The sequence below is a fragment of the Xanthomonas sp. NCPPB 3583 genome, from assembly GCF_041475715.2.
GTDB classification, from domain to species: Bacteria; Pseudomonadota; Gammaproteobacteria; order Xanthomonadales; family Xanthomonadaceae; genus Xanthomonas; species Xanthomonas euvesicatoria.
Genome location: NZ_CM191263.1, coordinates 2,713,926 through 2,738,158 on the forward strand (window position 1 = coordinate 2,713,926; position 24,233 = coordinate 2,738,158).

The following is a 24,233-nucleotide window of genomic DNA, read 5'->3' on the forward strand; positions in this document are numbered from 1 at the left end:
CGGCGTCTGTGTGGCGGCCGTTGATGGGTGTTCGCTAGGGGTGCCCAGCGTTCCTAATGCCGCACCTGGCCTTCGCCACGCACCACGAAGCGCTCCACCGTCAGCGCTTCCAGGCCCATGGGGCCATAGGAATGCAGGCGTGTGGTGGAGATGCCGATCTCCGCGCCCAGGCCCAGTTCACCGCCATCGGAAAAGCGCGAGGAGGCGTTCACCATCACCACCGCAGAGCGTAGCGACTGCACGAATCGCTCGGCGTTGTCGGCATCCTGCGTGGCGATGACTTCGGTGTGGTCCGAGCCGTACTGGCGGATGTGCGCCAGCGCCGTGTCCAGGTCCGGCACCACGCGGATGGCCAGAATCAGATCCAGGAATTCCGCGGCATAGTCGTCGTCGCTGGCAGCAGCGATGTCCGGCAGCACCGCCTGCGTCGCCGCATCGCCACGCAGTTCCACCTTGCGTTCGCGCAATGCCTGCGCGGCAAGCGGCAAGAAGCGCTCGGCGATGCCTGCATGCACCAGCAAGGTCTCCAGCGAATTACAGGCCGACGGCCGCGTCGCCTTGCCATCGATCAGCAGGCGCAGCGCAAGCTCCATCTCGGCGGATGCATCCACAAACAGGTGGCACACCCCCTTGTAGTGCTTGATCACCGGCACGCGCGCGTGCTCGGCGACAAACCGGATCAGGCCTTCGCCGCCGCGCGGAATCGCCAGATCGACGATGTCGCTGAGCTGCAGCAGTTCCAGCATGGTCTCGCGGCGCAGATCCTCGACCAGGGTCAGCGCCGCGTCCGGCACATTGGCCTCGCGCAAGGCCCGCTGCAGTGCGCGCGCAATGGCGGTATTGGAATGGATCGCCTCCGAGCCACCGCGCAGGATCACGCCATTGCCGGCCTTGATGCACAGTGCCGCAGCGTCGGCCGTGACGTTGGGCCGCGCCTCGTAGATCATCGCGATCACGCCCAGCGGCACACGCACCTTCTGCACGCGAATCCCGTTGGGGCGCACATCTTCGCGGGTGATCCGACCCACCGGGTCGGGCAGCTGCGCCACCTCGCGCAGTGCGGCCGCGATGCCGGCCAGGCGCTTGTCGTCCAGCGCCAGCCGATCGAGCATGGCACTGCCGGTGCCCTTGGCACGCGCGGCCTCCAGATCGCGCGCATTGGCGGCCAGAATCGCCGCCGCATCGGCTTCCAGCGCGGCCGCCATCGCGTCCAGCAAGGCATGCTTGGCCGGTGCAGACAATTGCGACACCACCTGCGCGGCGTCACGGCATTGCAGAGCGAGCGTTTTGATGGTCATTTGGGAGCCGGGATTGGGGAGTCGGGATTAGGGATTGGCAAAAGCGGGCGACACGGTTTTATCACTACCAGGGGTCAGTCGCTGGGACGAAGAGGCAGAGGTCTAGGGACGCAGTGCACACGCTGTTGCGAATCCCAAATCCCAAATCTCGAATCCCGGCTACAACAGCACCAGATCATCGCGATGCACCACGTTTTCGCCGTAACTGTAGCCGAGCACGTTCTCGATCTCGCGCGAGTGGCGGCCTGCAATACGACGGATATCCAGGGCCGAATACTGGCTGACGCCGCGTGCCAGACACTGGTCGCCCGCGGTGTCGCGCAGACGAATCTCCACCATGTCGCCGCGACGGAAATCGCCCTGCGCGCCGGCCACGCCGCCTGGCAACAGCGAGGCGCCCTTGCCGGTCAGGGCCGCTGCGGCGCCGTCGTCGATGAGGATCGCGCCCGCTTCCACCGGTGCGTGCCGCAGCCAGTATTTTCGCGCAGCGATGCGCGTGCGCGCGGCGTGGATGCGCGTGCCACGCAGGCGGTCCTGCGCCAGGGCGCGCACCACCTCGCCACTTCGGCCGTTGAATAGATAGGTTTCGATGCCGGCCGCACCGGCCTTTGCTGCGGCTTCCAATTTGGTGCGCATGCCGCCGGTCCCCACGTTGCTGCCGCTGCCGCCGGCCATCGCCAGGACTTCAGGGGTGAGCTCGGGCACATCGTCGAGCGGGCGCGCCAACGGGTTGCTGCGTGGGTCGGCGCTATACAACCCATCGATGTCGGTGGCGATGAACAACGCGTCGGCATCGACCAGCGCAGCCACGATCGCGGCCAGGTTGTCGTTATCGCCCAGCTTCAACTCATCCACCGAGACGGTGTCGTTTTCGTTGATCACCGGCAGCGCGCCCAGCCGCAGCAACTCGCCCAAGGTGGCACGCGCGTTGAGATAGCGGCGACGGTTGCGCAGGTCGTCATGCGTGAGCAGTACCTGCGCCACCGGCCGCTCGAAAAAGCGCTGCCATAACGCAATCAGCTGCGCCTGACCCAAGGCGGCCAGTGCCTGCCGCGCCGCGATCGGTGCGCCGACATCCGCCGCTTTGGGCAGGATGGCGCGACCAGCGGCCACCGCGCCCGACGAGACGATCACCAGCTCGCGCCCGGCTGCCAGATTGGCGGAAACGAACTGCGCCAGACCCAGCGCGAAGCGCGGGGACAGGCCACCGCCATCGGCGGCGAGCAGGCTGCTGCCGACCTTGAGCACCGCACGGCGCCACGGCGGCAGCGCCTGCTGGGTAAACGGCGACAACGTGCTGGCAGGCGTGCTCATGGCAATGGCGTCCTCAGTGCGTGTTCCACTCATACACGGTCAGTGCAGAGGCATCGCGCAGCACCAGCGGGTCGCGCGCAACGATCTGCTGCGCCTGTTGAAGCGTGGCCACGTTGACCAGCACATACGCGCCACCGCTGCGATCGCTGAAGCCGCCGGTCAGCTCGAGCTGCCCGGCGGCGCGCAATGCATCGAGAAAGTCCAGATGCGGCTGCACCACATCGGCGGGAAACCCCGGCTTGCGCAGCGCAAGCACCAGATAGCGGGTCGTCATGCGCGCAGCGCCTGCCAGCGCGCCTGCAGCACATCCAGTTGCAGGTCGGCTGCCGCACCGGGCGACACGCGCGCAGCCAGGCTGCCTTCCGGCGTGCGTCCCTGCCCTGCGGTCTCGGCGGCCTGCGCTGCGGCCTTGTAGGCCTCGCGGAACGGCACGCCGGCTACCGCGGCTTCCACTGCCACATCGGTGGCATACATGCCCGAATCGATGGCTGCGCGCAGTTTGTCCGGGCGCCATTCCAGATTGGCCAGCAAGGCCGGCAGCAGTTCCAGCGCTGCAAGTCCGCGGCCAAAGCCGTGCACGATCGCGCCCTTGCTGCTCTGCAGATCGCGGTGATAACCCGACGGCAGCGACAGCAGCTGTTCGATCTCGGTGCGCGCTGCCGCCACGCTGGCATGCGTTGCGCGCATCAGCTCGATCACGTCCGGGTTGCGCTTGTTCGGCATGATCGAACTGCCGGTGGTGTATTGGGCCGGCAAGGCGACAAACGCGAATTCGCCACTGGTGAACAGCGACAGATCCCAGGCGATGCGGCGCAGATCCAGCGTGGCGCTGCCGAGCGCTTCGAGCGCGGCCAGTTCGTACTTGCCGCGCGAAAGCTGGGCGTAGATCGGCGAGACCAACAGGCGTGCAAACCCCAGTTCGGCGGTGGTATGCGCACGATCCAGCGGCAGATTCACGCCATAGCCTGCAGCGGTGCCGAGCGGGTTGCTGTCGACCAAGCGGACGGTGTCGTCGGCGCGCACGGCGTTGTCGATGAAGGCTTCCGCCCAGCCCGCCCACCACATCCCGGCCGATGACACCACCGCCCGTTGGATGTGCGTATAACCGGGCACCGGCAGCCCGGCCTCGGCCTGTGCGCGGTCCAACGCCACCTTGGCGATCTCCGCGCTGAGCGTGGCAACGCGCTGCAGCTTGTCCTTCAGCCACAGCCGCGTGGCGACCAGGATCTGGTCGTTGCGGCTGCGGCCGGTGTGGATCTTGCGGCCTGCATCGCCCAGACGCTCGGTCAATCGCGCTTCGATGGCGGAGTGGCAATCTTCGTATTGCGCATCGAGCACGAAGGCGCCGCTGCGAAAATCGGCGGCCAGCAGGTCGAGCTGTTCGCTCAAGCCGCCCAGCTCCTGCAACGACAAGATGCCGATGTGCTGCAGCCCCTGCGCATGCGCCTTGCTGGCAGCGATGTCGTACAGGAAGAATTCGCGATCCAGGATCACATCGTCGCCGGCCAGGAAACTCTGGATCTTGGCGTCAACGGCAACGCCAGGTTTTTGCCACAACAGATTGGTCATCGGAAAGCGTCTCGAGTAAGTCGTCCAGTTTCGATCCCCGCACATGGATGCGCGGGCTGTTGCGAGGAACTCGCTTCGTTGAATCCCCGCACATGGATGTGCAGGCTGTTGCGAGTGACTCGCTTCGTTGAATCCCTGCACATGGATGTGCAGGCTGTTGCGAGGGACTCGCATCAACGAATTGCCATCAACTCGTCCCAGCCCAGCGCAAGGTTGAGGTTTTGCATCGCCTGCGTTGCCGCACCCTTGAGCAGATTGTCCAGGGTCGCCACCACCACCACGCGCTTGTTGCCGGGCGCCAGCGTTACTCCGCCAATCTGCACATCGTGCTTGCCGGCGATGCGGCTCACCCAGGGCGCCTCGTCGACGATTTCGATCAACGGCTCGTCGGCATAACGCTGCGTATAACGCGCCTGGATCTGCTCGCGCGTCAGCGGCTGCTGCAGCCACAGGTTGACGGTCATGGTGATGCCGCGGAAATGCGGCGCCACGTGCGGCATGAACTCCACCGGCACGCCAAGCTGCGCAGACACCTCGCGCTCGTGCATGTGGTTGGTCAGCGCATACGGCATCACGTTATTGGAGAGCAACGCAGGATTGTTCTTGTCCGAAGGCGTGGTACCCGCGCCCGAATACCCGGAGACACCGAAACACTGCGGTGGCCCGGCCAGCTGGTCGAGCAGTGGCGCGATGGTCAGCTGCATCGCGGTGGCATAACAGCCCGGGTTGCTGATGCGTTTTTGCCCGGCGTAACTGCCGCGCGTCAACTCAGGCAAGCCGTAGTACCAGGCCGGATCGAAGCGATAGTCGGCCGAAAGATCGATCACCAGCGTCTGTGGCGCTGCCGCGTCGATCGCGGCGACAAAGGGCTCTGCCTTGCCATTGGGCAGCGCCAGGATCACCACGTCGGCCGCCTTGGCGGCCACCGCGTCGGCATCCAGGTTCTCGTAGCGCAGCTGGCCCTGGTAGGCATCGTTATGCTCGGCCACGGGCTGCCCGGCCAGCTCGCGCGAGGACACGAAGCTCAAGTGCAGCTGCGGATGCGCCGCCACCAGTTTGATCAATTCCGAGCCGGTATGCCCGCGGGCGCCGACAATGCCGATGGTCTTTTGTTCAACAGTCATGCGTTTGCTTCCAGGCGGAACTGCAGGTGGCGTTTGACCCCGGCCCATTCCGTATCGATGATGGAAAACACCACGGTATCGCGCGGCGTACCGTCGGCGTGGCGGGCGTGGTTGCGCAGCACGCCGTCCTGTTTTGCACCCAGCCGCGCGATCGCCGCGCGCGAGGTATGGTTGAACCAGCTGGTCTCGAACACCACGCTCAGGCACCCCAATGTTTCGAAGGCGTATTGCAGCAGCATCAGCTTGGTTTCGGTGTTGACGCCGCTGCGCTGCACGCGTGGTGCGTACCAGGTGTAGCCGATCGACAGCCTGGGCACTGCGGCATCCAGCGCGTAGTAGCGCGTGCAACCGACGATGTCGCCGGCCGCATCGCGCACCACATATGGCAACGCCGCGCCATCGGCGCAGGCGGCCAGGGCCGCAGCGATATACGCCTCGACCTGCTCCGGTGCGGGCACGCTGGTGTACCACAGCCGCGATAGCGCGCCGTCGCCCACCACCTCACGCAACCCATCGGCATGCGCTGTCTGCAGCGGCTCCAGGCTCGCATGCCGTCCACGCATGTTCGGCTGCTCGCGCCAACGTGCTGGCAAGGTGACGACGCTCATCGCAGTCAGCCCAGCAAGGTCGGCTGACGCGTCGCGCAGTGCGCAACGCAATGCTGGATCTGCTCGAAGTTTTCCAGCCCGTACCAGAACACCTTCCACTTCTCCTGCTTGATGCAACCGTCGGATTCGGCGTAGTAAAAGATATTGACCTGGTTGTTATGGCGCGAGCGCCAGAACAGCTGCGGGGTCTCTTCGCGCATCACATTCCATACCGCCCGGCCAAGACCTTCGCCCTGCGCATCGTCGAGCACGGCGAACTTGTCCAGATAGGTCAGCCTGCCCGCACCGAACTGGCCTTCGTCGGTCAGGATCACCGCCGCGCGGTAGTTTTCGCTGACATACGCGCGCAGCAACGTGGTGGTCTCGAAATACTCCGGCACCAGCGTGCGGCCGAAGCTGGATTCGATCAGCGACTTCAGGCGAGGCAGATTCAGTTCGTCCCAGGAGGTGGCGCGCAGCACGCGCTCGCCGCGCCGCACCAGCGTGCCCGAGCCCTTGTGGGTGAACAGCTCCTTGGCCAGGTCCGACGGCCGGGTGATCGACACCGACGATTCCAGCGGCAGGCGATCGAGCAAGTCCTTGATCTGCTCGATCTTCACCCGCATGCCGCCGTTGATCCACGGCTGCTGCATCAGGTGGTCGAACTCGGTAGACAGGTTGATCGAATCGATCAACTTGCCATCGGCATCCAGCAGGCCGCCGGTGCCGGTGAGAAAGATGATCTTGTACGGCTGCAGCTCCTGCACCAACTCGTTGGCGGCAAAATCCGCATTGACGTTGAGGATCTGCCCGCTGGGCGTTTCGCCCAGGCTGGTGATCACCGGGATGGAGCCGGCCTGCAGACTGGCTTCGATCGGCGCCAGATTCACCGCCTTGACCTCACCGACCAGGCCGTAGGTGTCGCGATCCAGATACTCGGCCTCGAACACGCCACCGGTGATCGAGGTCGCACGCGCGCCGTTTTGCTGCAGCGCTTCCACCAGTTTCAGGTTGGAGGCCTGGAACACCTTGCGCACGATCGCCAACGCTTCGGGCGAGGTCACGCGCAGTCCGTTGACAGTGTGCTTTTCGATGCCGGCGGCAGCCAGCTCTGCATCCAGCTGCGGGCCGGCGCCATGCAGCACGATTGGGGTCAGCCCCACTTCCTGTAGGAACGACAACGACGAGGTCAGCGCGTCCAGATCGTCGCGCAACACCGCGCCCCCCACCTTGACCACCGCAAAGCGCTTGGCATCGAGCTGCGAAAACCGCTTGAGGTATTGGCTGATTTCCTTCGCACTGGCCATGCTGGAGAGCAGGCGCACGATGGTCTGGCGGGTTTGTTTGTGGGGTTGTGCGGAAGGGGACATTGCCGTGTTCGAAAGAGGAAAGGGAGCGCCAGGCGCGTGTCGGTTCAATGCGAACCGTTGATGATGCGATGGACCGATTCGGCGTAACCCTGCAACTGCGCCAGCGTCACGAATTCGTCGGCGGTGTGCGCCTGGGCGATGTCGCCCGGACCATACACCAGCGCGGTATAGCCGCCGGCCGAAAACAGCGAGGCCTCGGTCCAGAAGTCCACTGCGTTGCCGATCGGCAGGTCCAGCGCATCGGCCACATCGCGTGCGGCCAAGCGGCGTTCTTCCGCGCGTGCGATGTCGCCCGACGGCAGGCTCGGCCCGCGGAAGGTTTCTTCGAAATGCGCTGCCGCCGGTTCGGCGAAGCCGGCAAAGCTTGCCAGCAGTCCATCCACGTCCATCGACGGCAACGGACGAAAGCCGAAGCGCACTTCGGCTGCCGGCGCGATCATGTTGGCCTTGATGCCCCCCTCGACGCGGCCGATGTTGAAGCGCAATCCGGTCAACCCGCCGAAGCGCGCATGCGCCAGCGATTGCACATGGTCCAAGGCATTTGCGCCCCAGCGCATTGCCTGATGGAGCGCGCTGGCCGAGGGATCCTGCTTGCCCGATGCATGCCCTGCGCGCCCGGCAAACCGCATCAGCACCGAACTGATGCCACGATGCGCCAGCACCGCTTCGCCCATGGTCGGCTCGGCCACCAGGACAGCTTCGTACGGCACGCCGCGCGCCAGGAACGCGGCGATGCAGCGCGGATCATTGGCCTCTTCGTCCGAAGAAAACAGGAACGCGGCATCGCCGTTACCGGCATTGGCCGCGGCAACCAGCGCCGCCGCCGCGCCCTTGATGTCGCACACGCCCAGGCCCACCACGCGGTCGTCCAGGCGCCGCATCGCGTGCGGGTCGGCGCTCCAGTGCGGCGAATCCGGCACGGTATCCAGATGCACGTTGAACAGGTACTTCGGCGTGCCGCGCACCGCGTACAAGCTCACCGCCCCTGCACCGTGATCGACCACCTCGACCTGGAACCCCGGCAGCTGCGCGCGCAGATAATCGAAGATGCCGCCTTGCGCGGCAATCGCACGCGGCGGATTGCGGGTGTCGAATGCCACCAGCGCCTGCAGGTGGTCGAGCGTGGAGGTGAGCAGGTCAGTCATGTGGGTCAGGCAGCCGTGGTGGTGGTGCGGTAGAGATCGGGATAGGCGATTTCCATCAACGCCTGCGGCCGTGCCGGCGCGGCGAAGCCGTGCTGTGCGTACAGCGCATGCGCATCGGAGGTGGCGAGCATGAAGCGGCGAAGACCTTGCAGATGCGGATGGGCCATCACTGCTGCCACCAGTTGCTTGCCATAGCCGCGCCCACGGTATGCATCGAGCACGAACACATCGGCGAGATAGCCGAAGGTGGCACCGTCGGTGATCACGCGCGCGAACGCCACCTGCCCTACGCCCGCGCAATAAGCGCCGAAACACAGCGAGCCGGCGATCGCCCGCTGCACCGTGTCCAGCGGGATGCCCAGGCACCAATAGGCCTGCTCGCTGAGGAAGCGATGGATCAACGGCAGATCGAGTTCCTGCTTGTCGGTACTGATGCGTAATGCGGGCATGGGTTCCATCGCAGTGGCCCTCTTCTCCCACCGGGAGAAGGTGCCCCGAAGGGGCGGATGAGGGGCGCCTCACGAAACTTCGCGAAGCAACCAGGTTGAACGCGTCGCCACGCGCCCAGATGGAGAACGATGGAGGCAATGCTGCAGTAGTTCCCCATGACTGGCGCGTGGCGACGCGTTCGTCATGATCGATCTTGGAGGTTTCTGCGGCACCCCCAAGCCCCTCTCCCCGGGGGGAGAGGGGCTTTTGCTCAGCGGTTGACCTGCGCGTACAGCGTCGAGCTCATCCCGAACAGCTTGATGAAGCCTTCCGCTTCTTCCACGCCCCAGTCGGCCGATTGCGCGTAGGTCGCACCCTTGGTGTTGAGCAGGTGCGGCGAGCGTACCGCCACCGCATCGACGCGGCCGCCGCGGGTTTCCAGCGTCACCTCGCCATTGACCTTGGACTGCGAGGACTTCAGGAACGCCTCGATATCGCTCTTGAGCGGGTCGTGATAGAAGCCTTCGTACACCAGCTCCACCCATTTGCGCGCCACGTCCGGCTTGAAGCGGTTCTGCTGCTTGGTCAGCACCGCATCTTCCAGTGCACGGTGCGCGGTGAGCAGCGAAATCAGGCCCGGCGCTTCGAACACGATGCGGCCCTTCAAACCGATCACGGTGTCGCCGGTATAGACGCCGCGGCCCACGCCGTATTGCGCAAACAAGGTGTTGAGCTTGGCCAGGATCTTGGCACCCGGCAGCGGCTTGCCGTCCAGTTCCACCGCTTCGCCTTCGACGAACTTCAGCGTCACCGTCAACGCCTCGCTCGGCCAAGCACTGCGCGGCGCGCACCAGCCGCGCGCGCCCTCGCCCGGCGCTTCCCAACGATCGATCTCGCCGCCGGACATGGTCAGGCCCAGCAGGTTCTCGTTGATGGTGTAGGCCTGCTGTTTGGCACGCACGCCGAAACCACGCGCTTCCAGATACTTCTGCTCATAGGCGCGGGTCTGGGTGTGCTCTTTCTGGATCTCGCGGATCGGCGCCACGATCTGGTAGTCGCCCAGCGCCTTCACTGCCAGGTCGAAACGCACCTGATCGTTGCCCATGCCGGTGCAACCATGCGCAATGATGCGCGTGCCCAATTCTTCGGCACGCTTGAGCGCAGCATCCACGATCAGGTAACGGTCGGACACCAGCAACGGGTACTGGCCCTGGTATCCCTCGCCCGCCCACACGAACGGCTTGACGAAGCCTTCCCAGATCGCCGGGCCACCGTCCACGGTGACGTGGCTGGCCGCGCCCAATTCGGCGGCGCGCTTCTCGATGAACTCACGCTCTTCGGCATCCACACCACCGGTGTCGGCAAACACGGTGTGCACCGCATAGCCGCGCTCCTGCAGATACGGAATGCAGAAGCTGGTGTCCAGACCACCGGAAAACGCGAGAACGATGTCCTTGGTGCCGGGAGTCGGGAGTCGGGATTCGGGATTGGTGGAAGCAGCGCTCATCATTGTTCCTTAGTACGTAAATGTGGGGGCCAAGGGTGTTGCTGTTGCGATTCTCTAATCCCGATTCCCGATTCCCGCTTGCGAAGCAAGCGCCGCCATGATCGCCTTTTGCACATGCAGGCGATTTTCGGCTTCATCGATGGCGATGCAGTTGGGCGAATCCATCACCGCATCGGTCGCCTTGACGTTGCGGCGCAGCGGCAGGCAGTGCGAGAACACGCCGTTGTTGGTCAGCGCCATCTTGCGTTCGTCGACGATGAAATGCTGGTACTGGTCGCGGATCGGCTTTTCTGGTTCCCAGTTGCCGAAGAACGGCAACGCACCCCAGCTCTTGGCGTAGACGACATCGGCGCCGGCGTAGGCGCTGTCGATGTCATGGCTGACCTGCAGCGAGCCACCGCTTTCGGCCACGTTTTGCGCGGCCCAGTCCATGTAGCGCTGATCCAGGATGTAGTCCGGCGTCGGGCACAGCAGGGTCACGTCCATGCCCATGCGCGTGGCGATGGTCAGCGCCGAGTTGGCCACCGCTGTGTTCAGCGGCTTGGGGTGGTAGGTCCAGGTCAGCACGTACTTCTTGCCACGCAGATCCTGGGTACCGAAGTGTTCCTGCAGCGCCAGCGCATGCGCCAGCTCCTGGCATGGGTGGGTGATCGTTTCCATGTTGATCACCGGCACCGGCGAATACTTGGCAAAGCTCTTGAGCACCTGGTCTTCGCGGTCCTTGGACCAGTCCACGAACTTCGGAAACGCGCGCACGCCGATCAGGTCGACATAACGCCCCAGCACGCGCGCCACTTCGGCGATGTGCTCTTCGGTGTCGCCGTCCATGACCGTGCCCAGATTGAACTCGATCGGCCACGCATCCTTGCCCGGCTGCAAGACCACCGCATGCCCGCCCAACTGAAATGCGCCCAGCTCGAAGCTGGTACGGGTGCGCATGGACGGGTTGAAGAACACCAGCGCAATCGACTTGCCCTTCAGCTCGCTTCCCAGCTTGTTGCGTTTGAACAACGCGGCCTGGGTCAACAGCGCGTCCAGCTCGGCGCGGCTCCAGTCCTGGGTGTTCAAGAAGTGCTTCAGTGACATCGATCGATCCTTTGCTGCGTGCTACTGCTGCGTTGGTCCGCCAGGAGCGACGGGGTGCGCGACATGCGCGTTTCTTGCCGTTGAAACTTTTGTGACGCCAAAACGAAAAAACCCAGCCTGGGGGCTGGGTCTTCAACGTCGGAACAGCAAACGCCCCGGCTTACCCAGCGAAAATGTGGGATTCCGGTCGGCGGGCACGCGAGGTCATGCCGGAGGCCATCCGGGCGGCGCTGGTGTCGTGCTGAAAGGCGTTTGCTTGCATAGGGCGCGAATCCTCGCACGCATGTGGGCACGGCGCAACCGCTGCGCATCTCAGCGCGGCGGCGCGACGATGGCGTCGGGAATGTACGGCGTCACTGAGACCCGGATGCGCAGCCGATTGCCCGGATCTTCGGGCAGGCGCGAACGGTATTTGGTGCCCTTGTAGACATAGTCCACGTCGAAGGCGATCGGCCGGCGGAACTCGCGCGGCACTTCCACCACCTTGCAGTTGCGCCGCGTGCTGGTCGGCGGCACCGCAGCGGGCGCGGCCGGTTCGGGGCGACGCGAGAACATTTCCTTGACCGAATCGACCATGCGGTTGATGCGGCCCTCGTCCTCGGCCGGCGCTGCCGCAGCCTGTGCCGCCTGCTCGGCTTCGCATTGCTCTTCGATACGCGTGGCGCGAAGCGTCTGGTAGACCGGCTCGACATTGAGCACCTGCGCATAATCCAGTTTCACGTTCTCGATCACCACGACCCGGTTCTTGGGGTCGGGCTCTGCCGCATACGCCGGAATCACTTGCCCGGCAAACGTACACAGCAGCATGAAGAACGGAGAAGGTCGCATCAGTACCGGGAACGCGCAGCCAGGCAGTACGTAAGTGTATGGAGCTTGCGGCCGCCTGGGCTGAACGCAACCCATCCGGTGGCCATCGTCGGGCTGGCGATTCGCCATCCCGCCACAACGGGCTAGAATCGCGCGATTGCCCTTTTTCGGATGCCGATGAGCCTGCGCCTGCACAACAACCTGACGCGGCGGGTCGAGCCGTTTGCGCCGCTCGATCCGTCCAGCCCCACCCTGTACGTCTGCGGTCCCACCGTCTACAACTACGCGCATATCGGCAACGCTCGCGGCCCGGTGGTCTTCGATGTGCTTGCCGCGTTGCTGCGCCGACGCTACGGCGCGCTGCGCTACGCGCGCAACATCACCGACGTGGACGACAAGATCAACGCCGCCGCGCAGGCGCAGGGCGTGCCGATTTCGACGATCACCGACCGCTTCGCGGCGATCTACCGGCAGGACATGGCAGCGCTCGGCGTGGCTCCACCGGACATCGAACCGGAGGCCACCACGCACATCCCGCAGATCGTGGCGATGATCGAGCAGCTGATCGCCACTGGGCATGCCTATGCCGCGGAAGGCCACGTGCTGTTTTCGGTCTCCAGCTTCGAGGACTACGGCAAGCTCTCGCGGCGCGACCCGGACGAAATGTTGGCCGGCGCGCGCGTGGACGTGGCGCCATACAAGCGCGACCCCGGCGACTTCGTGCTGTGGAAACCCTCCAGCGACGACCTGCCCGGCTGGCCATCGCCCTGGGGCCGCGGCCGGCCGGGTTGGCATATCGAATGCTCGGCGATGGCCGCCGCCCATCTGGGGCCGACCATCGACATCCACGCCGGCGGTGTGGACCTGCAGTTCCCGCATCACGAAAACGAGATTGCGCAGAGCGAGTGCGCGCATGGCGGTGCCACCTTTGCGCGCTTCTGGCTGCACAACGGCATGCTCAATTTCAGCGGCGCGAAGATGAGCAAGTCGCTGGGCAATATCGAAACCGTGCACGAGCTCATCGCCAGGCATCCGCCCGAAGCGCTGCGCTATGCGCTGTTGAGCGCGCACTACCGTCAGCCGCTGGACTGGTCGGATGGGTTGATCGAGCAGGCCAAGAACACGCTGGACCGCCTGTATGGAACGTTGCGGGATCTGGCTGCGCTGGAAGCCGAAAGCGGCAGCGATCTGGCGGTATCCATGACGATTCCCGCCGAGGTGGAGTCCGCTCTGGATGACGATCTCAACACGCCGCTGGCCTTGTCCGTCATGGCAAGCATCGCCTCCGATGCGCGTGCATTGCGCAGCGACCTGATGCAAAGCGGCCAAGCATCGGCGCGCATGATCGAGCTGCATGCGGCGCGCGCCAAGTTGCTCGGTGCCGGAATGGCACTGGGGTTGCTGCAACAAGACCCGGCTGCATGGTTCTCGCGCGGCACCGACGCCGGCGACGATGCACGCATCACCGCATTGGTGGAAGAACGCAGCGCGGCGAAGAAAGCCAAGGATTTCGCCCGCGCCGACGCCATCCGCAAGCAACTTGCCGAAGAGGGTATCGTGCTGGAAGACACGCCGCAGGGCGTGCGTTGGAAGCGTGCTTGATCCTTCTCTCGTCTTCCTGCGGGAGAAAGTGCCCCCGCAGGCGGATGAGGGTGCGCTGCGGCGACAATCAACCGTCGGTCATGGCAAACGCGTCGCCACGCGCCAGCCAGAAAGAATGACCGACGGCCCTCGCAGGCTGCCCCGCCCTGGCACCTGGTGAAAGATGCAGTGGCCACAGCGCTCCAAGGCCAGGTGCCAGTGGCGCACACCGTGCCTTCTCGCCCCGCGGGAGAGGGACTTGATCGAATTGATTCTGGATTTTTAGATGACCACCTCCCCCTTCCCGCTTGAACCGACTGCTACCGAGGCGCAGGCCGCCATTGCCGAGGAATTTTCCTTCTTTGGCGACTGGTCCGAGCGCTACCAGTACCTGATCGACCTTGGCCGCAAGTTGCCCGCCTTCCCGGAACAGTGGAAAACCGAAGAGCACCGCCTGCACGGCTGCCAATCGATGGTCTGGATCGTGCCGGAGGGCAACGCCGAGCGGCTGGATTTCCATGCCGTCAGCGATTCGGCCATTGTCTCCGGGCTGATCTACCTTGCGCTGCGCGTGTATTCCGGGCGTAGCGCGCAAGAGATCCTGGCTACCGAGCCTGACTACATCGCCGGGATCGGCCTGGCCAAGCATCTGTCGCCGACCCGCAGCAACGGCGTGGCAGCGATGCTGGCCTTCATCCGCGATACCGCGCGCGCGCAGCAGTGAGCACGCCCGCCCCATCGCCCGCCGATTCGCTGCGGACGCTGCTCGCCCATCCAGGCTTCGGCCTGGTGCTGCTGTACCGCGTGGCGGCGATGCTGTCCTACCAGATCGTCGCGGTGACGGTCGGTTGGCATATTTACGAAATGACCGGCAACCCGCTCTCGTTGGGGCTGATCGGCCTGGCGGAAATCCTGCCGTTCTTCTGCATCGCCCCCTTTGCCGGCTACCTGGTCGATCACCTGCCGCGCCGCCGGCTGGGCATGGTCGCCGTGCTGGGCTTGGTCGCAACCGCGCTGTTGCTGTTGGCGATCACGCAAGGCTGGCTGCCGGTCAAAGGCGTGTGGCCCATCTATGCCGCCATCTCGCTCACCGGCGCGGCGCGCTCTTTCTTGTCGCCGGTCTACAACGCATTGTTCGCACGGGCGCTGCCGCGCGACGCATTCGCACGCGGCGCCAGCATCGGCAGCGTCACCTTCCAGGCCGGCATGGTGATCGGCCCGGCGCTGGGCGGCGTGCTGGTCGGCTGGGGCGGCAAGGGCCTGGCCTACGGGGTCGCCGCCAGCGTGGCGATGCTGGCGATCCTGGCGTTGGCTTTGTTACGTGTCAGCGAGCCGGTCAGCGCCGGCCCGCGTGCGCCGATCTTCCGCAGCATCGCCGAAGGCGCGCAGTTCGTACTGTCCAACCAGATCATGCTGGGCGCCATGGCGCTGGACATGTTCTCGGTCCTGCTTGGCGGCGCGGTGTCGATGTTGCCGGCCTTCATCCACGACATCCTGCACTACGGCCCGGAAGGCCTGGGCATCCTGCGCGGTGCGCCGGCGCTGGGTTCGATCGTGGTTGGCGTGTGGCTGGCGCGGCACCCGCTGCAGCGCAATGCCGGACGCGTGCTGCTGCTGTCGGTGGCCGGCTTCGGGCTCTGCACCATCGCCTTCGGACTGTCGCGCCATTTCTGGCTGTCAGCGGCGATCCTGCTGGTGTACGGCATGTGCGATGGCGTCTCGGTGGTGGTGCGCCAGACCATCCTGCAGTTGGCCACCCCCGATGCCATGCGTGGCCGGGTGTCTTCGATCAACGGCATCTTCATCGGCTCGTCCAACGAGTTGGGCGCGTTCTACGACGGCGTCATGGCGCGCCTGGTCGGCCTGGTGCCGGCGGTGGTCATCGGCGGCTGCGTCACCCTGGGCGTGGTGGCCACCACCGCCTGGAAGGCGCCGCGCCTGCGCAAGCTGGACCTGCGCGATCTGCAGTGAGCGGCGCGATCGCGTGATTGCCGGTGCCCACTGCGCCGCTGTGGTGGCAAGGGGCTCGTGTTGCGGACCGCGCTCACGTGCCGCATGCAGCTGCGTGCGGCGGCGTCTCGCCAATGGGCGCTGCCTGACTCTCGGCCAGGCGCCAATACAACGAATCAGGCGACCATAAAAAACCCCGCACATGGCGGGGTCTTTCGGTGAGCCAGGCGGACGATCAGTCGCCCTGCTGCTTCTGCAAGTGCTCCCAACGCTCCTGGGCATCGATGGTGCGCTCGGCAGTCAGACGCGCTTCCAGGCGGTCCAGGCCAATCTCTTCACCGGTGTCCACGCAGTAGCCGTAGTCACCGTCTTCCAGACGCTTGAGCGTGCTGTCGATCTTGGAAATCAGCTTGCGGGCGCGATCACGGGCACGCAGTTCCAGCGAGTTTTCGGTCTCGCGGGTGGCACGTTCGGCTTCGTCGCCGATGTCGCGCACTTCTTCGCGCAGGTTTTCGATGGTCTGCTTGGATTCCTCCACCATCTCGTTGCGCCAGCTCTGCAGACGCTGGCGGAAATATTCCTGCTGCAACTTGTTCATGTACTCCTCGTCCGCGGAAGGCTTGTAGCCCTGCGGCAGGATCGGGCGACCGGTTGCTTCGTCGGTCTTGTACTCGACGACCTTGTACTTGGTCTTGGGAGCCGCGCTGGACGGCTTGGACGTCACGGCCACGGCCACCTTGCCGACCGGACGGGTCGCAGCAGGCTTGGCGGGGGCTTCGGTTTTGGTTGGCGTTTTTGCGGAAGATTTCGAAACGGGCACGGGATTCTTAGATGACGGGGTCGCAGGCTTTGCCGGCTTCGCAGGGACGGCCTTGGGGACCGGTGCGGGCGCGGGCTTTTCAGCCTTGACCGGGACTGACTTGGCCGGAGCCGGCTTGGTGGCCGGCTTCGGTACGGACTTGGACGCCACCGGCTTGGCAGCCGGTTTGGCGGCAGCCGGAGCTGCCTTTTTCGCCGCCGGCTTGGCAGCACTCTTGGCGACGGGTTTCACTGACTTGGGGGCTGCGGACGCGGTGGTCTTGGAAGCCGGCGCCGGCTTGGCAGCGGCCTTCTTCGCAGGTGCCTTCTTCGCGGGTGCCTTCTTGGCAGCCGGCTGCTTGGTCGGCGGTTTTGCGGCCGGTTTCGCAGCAGCGGACGTCGCTGCCTTTTTCGCAACGGGTTTGGCGGACTTCTTGGCGGCCTCTACGGCCTTTTTTGCAGGTTTTTTAGCAGCCACGAAACGCTCATCCTTGGTTCCCCCGGGGCCCGGGAAAGCGGGCCTTTATAACGTACCCCGCGGACCCCCGGCAACCACCTATTAATGCAAGTGGCATATCATTGGCAAGTGATCTCACGCCTGCTCATCGCGCTGCTACGCGTCTACAAGCTCGTCATCAGCCCCCTGCTCGGGCCGCGTTGCCGTTTTGCACCAAGCTGCTCGGACTACGCGATGACAGCCATCGGCCGCTTCGGCCCGCTGCGCGGCAGTTGGCTTGCCGCGCGCAGGCTCGGCCGCTGTCATCCCTTCCATCCGGGCGGATTCGATCCGGTGCCCGATGCACCCGCCTCGCCCTCCCCGTCTTCTTCCTGCAGCTGCAAAGGACCCCATCCATGAGCCGAACCGTCATCGTCAACGCCCGCCTGGTCAACGAAGGCAAGGAGTTCGACGCCGATCTCCTGATCGAGGGCGGCCGCATCGCCAAGATCGACAGCAAGATCGCCCCTGCCGCTGGCGATACCGTCGTGGATGCCGCCGGACGCTGGGTGCTGCCAGGCATGATCGACGACCAGGTGCACTTCCGCGAACCTGGCCTGACCCACAAGGGCGACATCGCGACCGAATCCGGCGCCGCGGTGGCTGGTGGCCTGACCAGCTTCATGGACATGCCCAACACCAATCCGCCGACCCTGGATGCCGCCGCACTGCAGGCCAAGTACGACGCCGCTGCCGGGCGCGCCTGGGCCAACTACGGCTTCTACATGGGTGCCAGCAACGACAACCTGGCCCACATCCAGTCGCTGGACCCCAAGACTGCACCGGGCATCAAGGTGTTCATGGGCGCCTCCACCGGCAACATGCTGGTCGATAACCCGGAAACGCTGGACGCCATCTTCCGCGACGCACCCACGCCGATCATCACCCACTGCGAAGACACCCCGACCATCGACGCGACGATGGCGCAGTACAAGGAAAAGTATGGCGATGCGCTGACACCGGAGATGCACCCGGACATCCGTTCGCGTCAGGCCTGCCTGAAGTCCTCGCAGCTGGCGGTTTCGCTGGCGCGCAAGCACAACACCCGCCTGCACGTGCTGCACATTTCCACCGCCGACGAGCTGTCGCTGTTCGAAGCCGGCCCGCTGGTCGATGCCGATGGCAAGCTGCGCAAGCGCATTACCGCCGAGACCTGCATCCACTTTCTGCGCTTCGATCGCAGCGATTACGCACGACTGGGCAACCTGATCAAGTGCAACCCCGCGATCAAGGACGCCGAAGATCGTCTGGCGCTCATCGATGCGCTGGCCGAAGATGTCATCGACGTGCTCGCCACCGACCACGCCCCGCACACCTGGGAAGAAAAGCAAAAGCCCTATGCGCAGGCGCCCTCGGGCCTGCCGCTGGTGCAGTACGCGCTGGTCGCGGCACTGGAGCTGGTGCACGAAGGCAAGTTGCCGATCACCCGTATCGTGCAGAAGTTCGCGCATGCGCCGGCCCAGTTGTTCGATGTGCAAGAGCGTGGCTTCCTGCGCGAAGGCTATTTCGCCGACCTGGTGATGATCGACAACACCCCGTTTACCGTGAAGCGCGAGCAGGTGCTGTCCAAGTGCGGCTGGTCGCCATTCGAGGGCACCACCTTCCGTTCGCGCATCGCTGCGACGTGGGTCAACGGCCAGCAGGTGTGGGATGGCGAACAGCTGGTGGGCAGCGCTGCCGGCCAGCGCCTGACCTTCGACCGCTGATGCGCGCAGCCCTGTTTGGTGCCTGGTTGATCCTGGCGCCGGTCGCGCTGGTTGCAGGTCGCGCCCAAGCGCAGGGTGCGGCCGCCGCAACTGATGTCGTATTTCCGCAAAGCGCGTCGCAAGGCGCGCTGGTGATCGGCAAGGTGCCGGCAGGCAGCAAGGTGCAATATGCCGGCCGCAACTTGCGTGTGAGCGGTTATGGAAGCGTCGTGTTCGGGATCGGCCGTGATGCGACCGGGCCCTTGCAGGTGCAGATCACCCAACCCGATGGCAGCACGCGCACCGTGAGCATCGCAGTAACGCCGCGCGACTGGCCGGTGGAACGCGTCAATGGCGTGCCGCCGAAGACGGTCAACCCGCCGGCCGAGATTGCCGCGCGCATCAAACGCGAACAGGCGCAGGTCACGGCGGCGCGCGACCGCGATGACGCACGCACCGATTTCGCCCAACCCTTCATCTGGCCGGTGCAGGGACGTATCAGCGGCCGCTTCGGCAATGCACGCGTGTACAACGGCCAGCCGGGCGCCGGCCATTCGGGCATGGACATCGCCGTGCCCACCGGCACCCCGGTGAAGGCACCGGCTGCCGGCGTGGTGACGTTCGCGGCGCCGGACCTGTATCTCACCGGCGGCACGGTGCTGCTGGATCACGGCTTCGGGGTGAGCTCGAATTTCCTGCACTTGTCGCGTATCGACGTGAAGGTGGGCGACCGGGTCGAGCAAGGCCAGGTGATTGCCGCGGTTGGTGCCACCGGGCGTGCCACCGGGCCGCATCTGCATTGGGGAATGAACTGGTTCGACACCCGCATCGATCCGTTGCTGGTGCTTGAGCGGACGAAGTAGAGCGTTCGAAAGATCGCCTCTTTGACGTGCGGTGGCATTGAAGACGCTGTTCTACGCTTCCTAGAAGAGCCTGCTTGGCCAGCCCGGTCTTCTGCTGACTCGAGTTTCCCTCACACAAATTATCGCGTCCCGGACGTACTGGAACGGAGCCGCAACAGTGGATGGCAATGCAGGCGTGGCCAACGTTGATCACATCGGGTTTGCCGTTTCATCTCTTGACGAGGCGATCCGGTTCTGGACCGAGGCCCTGGGGTTTACGCTCGAACGACAGGCACAGATGGGCGGCGATTTCCTGCATCAGGTCACCGGCGTGGATGATCCGAGCGTGCGAACGGCAATCGTGAAGGCTCCGGACGGATTCATCGTCGAGTTGCTGCAATATTCCAAAGGCCGTCGGAATGGGCAGTCGCCGGACAGCGCGGGTGCGATCGGGGCCGCCCATCTGGCGCTGACCGTCCGGGACATCCATGCGGCCATTTGCCGTGTCGAGGCGGCCGGATGGAAGGCGAAGGGCAAGCCGCTGCCGATTCCGGGAGGTCCGAGAACAGGAACGCTCACCGCCTACGTGTCCGGTCCCGACCATATTTCCATCGAGTTCATGCAGCCCGCTGGACCGTGACAGAACCGGCGCGCCCCGACTACCGGCGCAGTCGTCAGGGGGATGACACCGAATGGTCGCATCCCGCCCCGTTGATGGACCATGATCCCGATCCGCCTTAGCGTGCGGCTGCAGAGTCATTCTGCGATGACCCCACTATTTGATGCATCGCGACCACTGGATCAGGCCCCCTCAATTTAACAACGGGCCACACCCTGCGACGCCAGAAGAAAAACGCAACCCACGATCATTGCGCCGGAACGCTACACACCCGGTCGGCGGCGACCTACCCGTCGTGCTTGTGTTCGCCAGCGGGCTTTGCGGTATAACCGAAACGACCGTCGTGCGTCGCTGCAGGTGGACGCTTGGGCTGCCGACGGTCGGTCCGTCGCTTCGGCGTCGGGCGTGCTTCATCTCCCCTCCCCCGACTGCAGGAGATGTGCGACATGCGCAACGAGCACCTCAAACCGACCCTGGGTACCTGGCAGTTGTGGGGCATCGCGGTGGGGCTGGTGATTTCAGGCGAGTATTTCGGCTGGAGTTACGGCTGGGGCACCGCCGGTACGCTCGGCTTTCTGGTGACCACGCTGCTGGTCGCAGTGATGTACACCTGTTTCATCTTCAGCTTCACCGAATTGACCACCGCCATTCCCAATGCGGGCGGGCCCTTCGCCTACAGCCTGCGCGCGTTCGGGACCTATGGCGGCATGCTGGCAGGCCTGGCCACGTTGATCGAATTCGTCTTCGCGCCGCCGGCTATCGCGATGGCGATCGGCGCGTATCTGAATGTGCAGTACCCCACGCTGGATCCGCGTCTTGCAGCGGTTGGCGCCTACCTGGTCTTCATGAGCTTGAACATTGTCGGCGTGGCGATTGCAGCCACCTTCGAGCTGATCGTGACCTTGCTGGCGGTGATCGAACTACTGGTGTTCATGGGCGTGGTGGCGCCGGGTTTCAGCGTGGCGCGCTTTGCCGCCAACGGCTGGGCCGGCAGCGACGGCTTCGGGCCGGCGGCCATTTCCGGTATCTTCGCTGCGATCCCGTTTGCGATCTGGTTCTTCCTGGCGATCGAAGGGGCGGCGATGGCGGCCGAAGAAGCCAAAGACCCCAGGCGCACGATTCCGCGCGCCTACATCGCCGGCATTCTCACCCTGGTGGTGTTGGCGCTGGGCGTGATGGTGTTTGCCGGCGGCGTCGGCGACTGGCGCCAGCTGTCCAACATCAACGATCCGCTGCCGCAGGCGATGAAGGCCGTGGTCGGCAACAGTTCCACCTGGTTGCACATGTTGGTGTGGATCGGCTTGTTCGGGTTGGTGGCGAGTTTCCACGGCATCATCCTGGGCTATTCGCGTCAGTTCTTTGCGCTGGCGCGTGCCGGTTTCCTGCCACATGGGCTGGCCAGGCTCTCGCGTTTTCGCACGCCGCATCGCGCCATCCTGGCTGGCGGCGTCATCGGCATTGCTGCTATCTGCAGCGACAGCGTGGTCAAGATCCAGGGCATGTCGTTGACCGCAGCGATGATCACCATGTCGGTGTTCGGCGCGATCGTGATGTATGTGATGAGCATGCTCAGCCTGTTCAGGCTGCGTCGCGCCGAACCGGGATTGGAGCGTAGTTTCCGCGCACCGGGGTACCCGGTGGTGCCGGCCATTGCGCTGCTGCTGGCGCTGGTGTGCCTGGTGGCGATGGTGTGGTTCAACCCGATTGTGGCGTTGATCTTCCTGGGCCTGCTGTTGTTCGGCGCGGCGTGTTGCGTCCTGAGCCTGCGCACGCAACACACGCCTGTGGCCAGCGCCGGATGAGCGGCTTTGCCTTCACCGCAGGCGGCGAACGCTTTCAGTTTGCCGATCTGAAGCAGCTGCTGGCCAAGGCGACGCCTGCGCGCTCCGGCGACCAGCTGGCCGGTCTTGCCGCCGACTCCGGTCTGCAGCGCGTGGCCGCACAGATGGCGCTGGCCGATCTGCCGCTACGGCACTTCCTCGACGAAGCAGTGGTACCGTATGAAGCAGACGAAGTCACCCGGCTGATCATCGACCAGCACGATGCCGCTGCATTTGCCGCCGTGGCGCATCTCACCGTGGGCGGCTTTCGCGATTGGCTGCTGAGTGCGCAGGCCGACGAAGCTGCATTGACCGCGTTGGCACCCGGCCTGACGCCGGAAATGGTGGCCGCGGTGTCCAAATTGATGCGGGTGCAGGACCTGATCCTGGTGGCGCAGAAAACCCGGGTCGTCACCCGCTTTCGCAACACGCTGGGGTTGCGCGGACGCCTGTCGACGCGCCTGCAGCCCAACCACCCCACCGATGATGCAACCGGCATCGCCGCCAGCGTGCTCGACGGCTTGTTGTACGGCAACGGCGATGCGGTGATCGGCATCAACCCGGCCAGCGACAGCCTGGCCGCAACCACGGCCCTGTTGCGCATGCTCGATGCGGTGATCAGTGGGTATCAGATTCCCACGCAATCGTGCGTGCTTGCGCACATCACCACCACCATCGAAGCGATCGGCCGCGGCGTGCCGGTGGATCTGGTGTTTCAGTCCATCGCCGGCACCGAGGAGGCCAATGCCAGCTTCGGCATCAACCTGGCCTTGCTGCAGGAAGGGTATGAAGCGGGCCTGTCGTTGCGGCGCGGCAACGTCGGCGACAACGTGATGTACTTCGAAACCGGCCAGGGCAGCGCGTTGTCGGCCAATGCGCACCACGGCGTGGATCAGCAGACCTGCGAGGTGCGCGCCTATGCGGTAGCGCGCCACTACAAACCGCTGCTGGTAAACACCGTGGTGGGCTTCATCGGGCCGGAATATCTCTACGACGGCAAGCAGATCGTCCGCGCCGGGCTGGAGGACCACTTCTGCGGCAAGTTGCTCGGCGTGCCGATGGGCTGTGACATCTGCTACACCAACCATGCCGAAGCCGATCAGGACGACATGGACGTGTTGCTCACCCTGCTCGGCACTGCCGGCATCAACTTCATCATGGGCATCCCCGGCTCGGACGATGTGATGTTGAACTACCAGACCACCTCGTTTCACGATGCGCTGTATGCGCGCCAGGCACTCGGCCTGCGCGCCGCACCCGAGTTCGAACAGTGGCTGGAGCAGCACGACATCCTGCGGCTGCGCGATGGCCGCTTCGAGCTTGGCAGCGAGGTACCGGCGCCATTTCGGCGTGCATTGGCACAGGCCAGCGGTAGAGCGGCGCCATGAGCGCCCCCTCAACACCGCCCCGCGATGCCTGGGCGCACCTGCGCCAACTGACGCCCGCGCGCATTGCGCTGGGCCGGGTGGGGACCAGCCTGCCTACGGACGCGCACCTGGAGTTCCAGCTGGCGCATGCGCAGGCACGCGACGCGGTGCATTTGGCCTTCGACCCGGCACCGCTGCAGGCCGCGCTGGAGCAACGCGGGCGCAGCAGCATCCTGCTGCAGAGCGCTGCCACCGATCGTCATCAGTATCTGCAACGTCCCGATCTGGGAAGGCGCCTGGCCGAAGATGCCGCCGCCCAGCTACGCGGCCTCACGGCCGTGCATGGCGGCGGACAGGATGTTGCGGTGGTCATCGCCGATGGGCTGTCTGCGCTGGCCGTGCATCGGCATGCCGCGCGCATGCTCGACCAGATCGATGCACTGGCATCGCAGGAAGGCTGGTCGCTCGCGCCGGCGGTGCTGGTGGCGCAAGGGCGCGTGGCGATCGGCGATGAGGTCGGCGAACTGCTCAACGCACGCGCCGTGATCGTGCTGATCGGCGAAAGGCCGGGCCTGAGCTCGCCCGACAGCCTGGGCCTATATCTCACCTACACGCCCCGCGTCGGGCTCACCGATGCAGCGCGCAACTGCATTTCCAACATTCGCGCCGAAGGGCTGAGTTACGCCGAGGCGAGCCACAAATTGGCGTATCTGCTGCGCGAGGCATTTCGCCGCAGACTCTCTGGCGTGCAGTTGAAAGACGAAGCCGAACAACCTGCGTCGCTGGCAGGGCCTGCCGACATCGCGCCGCGCACGTTCTTGCTGCCTGACTGAACTGCG

24 protein-coding genes are annotated in these 24,233 nt (G+C 65.0%); 11 read left to right on the forward strand and 13 right to left on the reverse strand.

Translation table 11 applies throughout. From position 1 onward, the window contains the following. Positions 1-53 precede the first annotated feature (53 nt). The 12 genes from ACCQ07_RS11975 to ACCQ07_RS12030 all read right to left on the reverse strand — a co-directional run bounded on the left by ACCQ07_RS11975 (position 54) and on the right by ACCQ07_RS12030 (position 12,236). Positions 54-1,298: a glutamate-5-semialdehyde dehydrogenase gene (locus ACCQ07_RS11975; protein ID WP_008573386.1), complete on the reverse strand. Its 1,245-nt coding sequence runs from the start codon at positions 1,296-1,298 to the stop codon at positions 54-56. A gap of 159 nt (positions 1,299-1,457) precedes the next feature. Beyond that, the gene (proB, locus tag ACCQ07_RS11980) at positions 1,458-2,612 is read right to left on the reverse strand and encodes a glutamate 5-kinase (protein ID WP_136732623.1); all 1,155 of its coding nucleotides are present in this window, start codon (positions 2,610-2,612) and stop codon (positions 1,458-1,460) included. 13 nt (positions 2,613-2,625) lie between these two features. Beyond that, a complete protein-coding gene (locus ACCQ07_RS11985; protein WP_008573390.1) occupies positions 2,626-2,886 on the reverse strand; it encodes a YciI family protein in 261 nt (86 codons plus the stop codon). Then, positions 2,883-4,181, reverse strand: coding sequence for an argininosuccinate lyase (locus ACCQ07_RS11990; protein WP_011347702.1), 1,299 nt, complete (start codon positions 4,179-4,181; stop codon positions 2,883-2,885). Before ACCQ07_RS11990 ends, ACCQ07_RS11985 begins: the two co-directional genes overlap by 4 nt. Before the next feature lie 173 nt (positions 4,182-4,354). Beyond that, entirely contained in the window at positions 4,355-5,305 is a 951-nt protein-coding gene (gene argC, locus ACCQ07_RS11995) for an N-acetyl-gamma-glutamyl-phosphate reductase (RefSeq protein ID WP_014090340.1), read from the reverse strand. Then, positions 5,302-5,913: a GNAT family N-acetyltransferase gene (locus ACCQ07_RS12000; RefSeq protein WP_008573396.1), complete on the reverse strand. Its 612-nt coding sequence runs from the start codon at positions 5,911-5,913 to the stop codon at positions 5,302-5,304. The genes argC and ACCQ07_RS12000 overlap by 4 nt, the downstream gene beginning before the upstream one ends. A gap of 5 nt (positions 5,914-5,918) precedes the next feature. After that, positions 5,919-7,262, reverse strand: coding sequence for an acetylglutamate kinase (locus tag ACCQ07_RS12005; protein ID WP_136732625.1), 1,344 nt, complete (start codon positions 7,260-7,262; stop codon positions 5,919-5,921). A gap of 44 nt (positions 7,263-7,306) precedes the next feature. Further along, positions 7,307-8,407, reverse strand: a complete 1,101-nt coding sequence (locus ACCQ07_RS12010; RefSeq protein ID WP_008573399.1) for an acetylornithine deacetylase — start codon at positions 8,405-8,407, stop codon at positions 7,307-7,309. 5 nt (positions 8,408-8,412) lie between these two features. Then, entirely contained in the window at positions 8,413-8,865 is a 453-nt protein-coding gene (locus ACCQ07_RS12015) for a GNAT family N-acetyltransferase (RefSeq protein ID WP_057681908.1), read from the reverse strand. 242 nt (positions 8,866-9,107) lie between these two features. Then, positions 9,108-10,346, reverse strand: a complete 1,239-nt coding sequence (locus ACCQ07_RS12020; RefSeq protein WP_029819579.1) for an argininosuccinate synthase — start codon at positions 10,344-10,346, stop codon at positions 9,108-9,110. 51 nt (positions 10,347-10,397) lie between these two features. Continuing rightward, the gene (locus ACCQ07_RS12025) at positions 10,398-11,429 is read right to left on the reverse strand and encodes an N-acetylornithine carbamoyltransferase (protein ID WP_008573404.1); all 1,032 of its coding nucleotides are present in this window, start codon (positions 11,427-11,429) and stop codon (positions 10,398-10,400) included. A gap of 312 nt (positions 11,430-11,741) precedes the next feature. Further along, a complete protein-coding gene (locus ACCQ07_RS12030) occupies positions 11,742-12,236 on the reverse strand; it encodes a hypothetical protein (protein WP_029819580.1) in 495 nt (164 codons plus the stop codon). Positions 12,237-12,413: 177 nt separating this feature from the next. On the opposite strand from ACCQ07_RS12030, the gene cysS reads away from it, so the two are divergent. The 3 genes from cysS to ACCQ07_RS12045 all read left to right on the forward strand — a co-directional run bounded on the left by cysS (position 12,414) and on the right by ACCQ07_RS12045 (position 15,788). Beyond that, complete coding sequence (gene cysS / locus ACCQ07_RS12035) at positions 12,414-13,838, forward strand: cysteine--tRNA ligase (protein WP_057681909.1); 1,425 nt, start codon at positions 12,414-12,416, stop codon at positions 13,836-13,838. 265 nt (positions 13,839-14,103) lie between these two features. After that, the gene (locus tag ACCQ07_RS12040) at positions 14,104-14,541 is read left to right on the forward strand and encodes a SufE family protein (RefSeq protein ID WP_008573408.1); all 438 of its coding nucleotides are present in this window, start codon (positions 14,104-14,106) and stop codon (positions 14,539-14,541) included. Then, entirely contained in the window at positions 14,538-15,788 is a 1,251-nt protein-coding gene (locus ACCQ07_RS12045) for an MFS transporter (RefSeq protein ID WP_008573410.1), read from the forward strand. Before ACCQ07_RS12040 ends, ACCQ07_RS12045 begins: the two co-directional genes overlap by 4 nt. Positions 15,789-16,002: 214 nt before the next feature. Here the strand turns inward: ACCQ07_RS12045 and dksA are convergent, their stop codons facing one another. Then, complete coding sequence (gene dksA / locus ACCQ07_RS12050; RefSeq protein ID WP_223866281.1) at positions 16,003-16,491, reverse strand: RNA polymerase-binding protein DksA; 489 nt, start codon at positions 16,489-16,491, stop codon at positions 16,003-16,005. Positions 16,492-16,549: 58 nt separating this feature from the next. On the opposite strand from dksA, the gene ACCQ07_RS12055 reads away from it, so the two are divergent. From ACCQ07_RS12055 to eutC, 8 genes are all read left to right on the forward strand, one after another. Next, positions 16,550-17,128, forward strand: coding sequence for a hypothetical protein (locus ACCQ07_RS12055; RefSeq protein ID WP_029819583.1), 579 nt, complete (start codon positions 16,550-16,552; stop codon positions 17,126-17,128). Next, on the forward strand, positions 17,128-17,421 hold the full coding sequence (gene yidD, locus ACCQ07_RS12060) for a membrane protein insertion efficiency factor YidD (protein WP_011347711.1): 294 nt from the start codon (positions 17,128-17,130) through the stop codon (positions 17,419-17,421). Before ACCQ07_RS12055 ends, yidD begins: the two co-directional genes overlap by 1 nt. Next, positions 17,418-18,767, forward strand: a complete 1,350-nt coding sequence (locus ACCQ07_RS12065; RefSeq protein WP_014090348.1) for a dihydroorotase — start codon at positions 17,418-17,420, stop codon at positions 18,765-18,767. The genes yidD and ACCQ07_RS12065 overlap by 4 nt, the downstream gene beginning before the upstream one ends. Beyond that, entirely contained in the window at positions 18,767-19,609 is an 843-nt protein-coding gene (locus ACCQ07_RS12070) for a M23 family metallopeptidase (RefSeq protein ID WP_014090349.1), read from the forward strand. The genes ACCQ07_RS12065 and ACCQ07_RS12070 overlap by 1 nt, the downstream gene beginning before the upstream one ends. 118 nt (positions 19,610-19,727) lie before the next feature. Then, on the forward strand, positions 19,728-20,228 hold the full coding sequence (locus ACCQ07_RS12075; protein WP_051370116.1) for a VOC family protein: 501 nt from the start codon (positions 19,728-19,730) through the stop codon (positions 20,226-20,228). A gap of 416 nt (positions 20,229-20,644) precedes the next feature. Next, positions 20,645-22,009, forward strand: a complete 1,365-nt coding sequence (gene eat, locus ACCQ07_RS12080) for an ethanolamine permease (protein WP_031423029.1) — start codon at positions 20,645-20,647, stop codon at positions 22,007-22,009. Continuing rightward, a complete protein-coding gene (locus ACCQ07_RS12085) occupies positions 22,006-23,415 on the forward strand; it encodes an ethanolamine ammonia-lyase subunit EutB (RefSeq protein WP_372363357.1) in 1,410 nt (469 codons plus the stop codon). The genes eat and ACCQ07_RS12085 overlap by 4 nt, the downstream gene beginning before the upstream one ends. Then, the gene (gene eutC / locus ACCQ07_RS12090; protein WP_071117929.1) at positions 23,412-24,227 is read left to right on the forward strand and encodes an ethanolamine ammonia-lyase subunit EutC; all 816 of its coding nucleotides are present in this window, start codon (positions 23,412-23,414) and stop codon (positions 24,225-24,227) included. The genes ACCQ07_RS12085 and eutC overlap by 4 nt, the downstream gene beginning before the upstream one ends. The last annotated feature ends 6 nt before the right edge of the window (positions 24,228-24,233 follow it).

What these genes read in the sequence shown, in the direction of transcription:
- ACCQ07_RS12085 (WP_372363357.1), top strand. Translation starts at nt 22,006, where the DNA reads ATGAGCGGCTTTGCCTTCACCGCAGGCGGCGAACGCTTTCAGTTTGCC.
- ACCQ07_RS12000 (WP_008573396.1), bottom strand. Translation starts at nt 5,913, where the DNA reads ATGAGCGTCGTCACCTTGCCAGCACGTTGGCGCGAGCAGCCGAACATG.
- ACCQ07_RS12005 (WP_136732625.1), bottom strand. Translation starts at nt 7,262, where the DNA reads ATGTCCCCTTCCGCACAACCCCACAAACAAACCCGCCAGACCATCGTG.
- ACCQ07_RS12010 (WP_008573399.1), bottom strand. Translation starts at nt 8,407, where the DNA reads ATGACTGACCTGCTCACCTCCACGCTCGACCACCTGCAGGCGCTGGTG.
- eutC (WP_071117929.1), top strand. Translation starts at nt 23,412, where the DNA reads ATGAGCGCCCCCTCAACACCGCCCCGCGATGCCTGGGCGCACCTGCGC.
- ACCQ07_RS12040 (WP_008573408.1), top strand. Translation starts at nt 14,104, where the DNA reads ATGACCACCTCCCCCTTCCCGCTTGAACCGACTGCTACCGAGGCGCAG.
- ACCQ07_RS12070 (WP_014090349.1), top strand. Translation starts at nt 18,767, where the DNA reads ATGCGCGCAGCCCTGTTTGGTGCCTGGTTGATCCTGGCGCCGGTCGCG.
- cysS (WP_057681909.1), top strand. Translation starts at nt 12,414, where the DNA reads ATGAGCCTGCGCCTGCACAACAACCTGACGCGGCGGGTCGAGCCGTTT.
- yidD (WP_011347711.1), top strand. Translation starts at nt 17,128, where the DNA reads ATGCAAGTGGCATATCATTGGCAAGTGATCTCACGCCTGCTCATCGCG.
- ACCQ07_RS11975 (WP_008573386.1), bottom strand. Translation starts at nt 1,298, where the DNA reads ATGACCATCAAAACGCTCGCTCTGCAATGCCGTGACGCCGCGCAGGTG.
- ACCQ07_RS11990 (WP_011347702.1), bottom strand. Translation starts at nt 4,181, where the DNA reads ATGACCAATCTGTTGTGGCAAAAACCTGGCGTTGCCGTTGACGCCAAG.
- ACCQ07_RS12015 (WP_057681908.1), bottom strand. Translation starts at nt 8,865, where the DNA reads ATGGAACCCATGCCCGCATTACGCATCAGTACCGACAAGCAGGAACTC.
- ACCQ07_RS12020 (WP_029819579.1), bottom strand. Translation starts at nt 10,346, where the DNA reads ATGATGAGCGCTGCTTCCACCAATCCCGAATCCCGACTCCCGACTCCC.
- eat (WP_031423029.1), top strand. Translation starts at nt 20,645, where the DNA reads ATGTGCGACATGCGCAACGAGCACCTCAAACCGACCCTGGGTACCTGG.
- ACCQ07_RS11985 (WP_008573390.1), bottom strand. Translation starts at nt 2,886, where the DNA reads ATGACGACCCGCTATCTGGTGCTTGCGCTGCGCAAGCCGGGGTTTCCC.
- ACCQ07_RS12025 (WP_008573404.1), bottom strand. Translation starts at nt 11,429, where the DNA reads ATGTCACTGAAGCACTTCTTGAACACCCAGGACTGGAGCCGCGCCGAG.
- ACCQ07_RS12065 (WP_014090348.1), top strand. Translation starts at nt 17,418, where the DNA reads ATGAGCCGAACCGTCATCGTCAACGCCCGCCTGGTCAACGAAGGCAAG.
- argC (WP_014090340.1), bottom strand. Translation starts at nt 5,305, where the DNA reads ATGACTGTTGAACAAAAGACCATCGGCATTGTCGGCGCCCGCGGGCAT.
- proB (WP_136732623.1), bottom strand. Translation starts at nt 2,612, where the DNA reads ATGAGCACGCCTGCCAGCACGTTGTCGCCGTTTACCCAGCAGGCGCTG.
- ACCQ07_RS12030 (WP_029819580.1), bottom strand. Translation starts at nt 12,236, where the DNA reads ATGCTGCTGTGTACGTTTGCCGGGCAAGTGATTCCGGCGTATGCGGCA.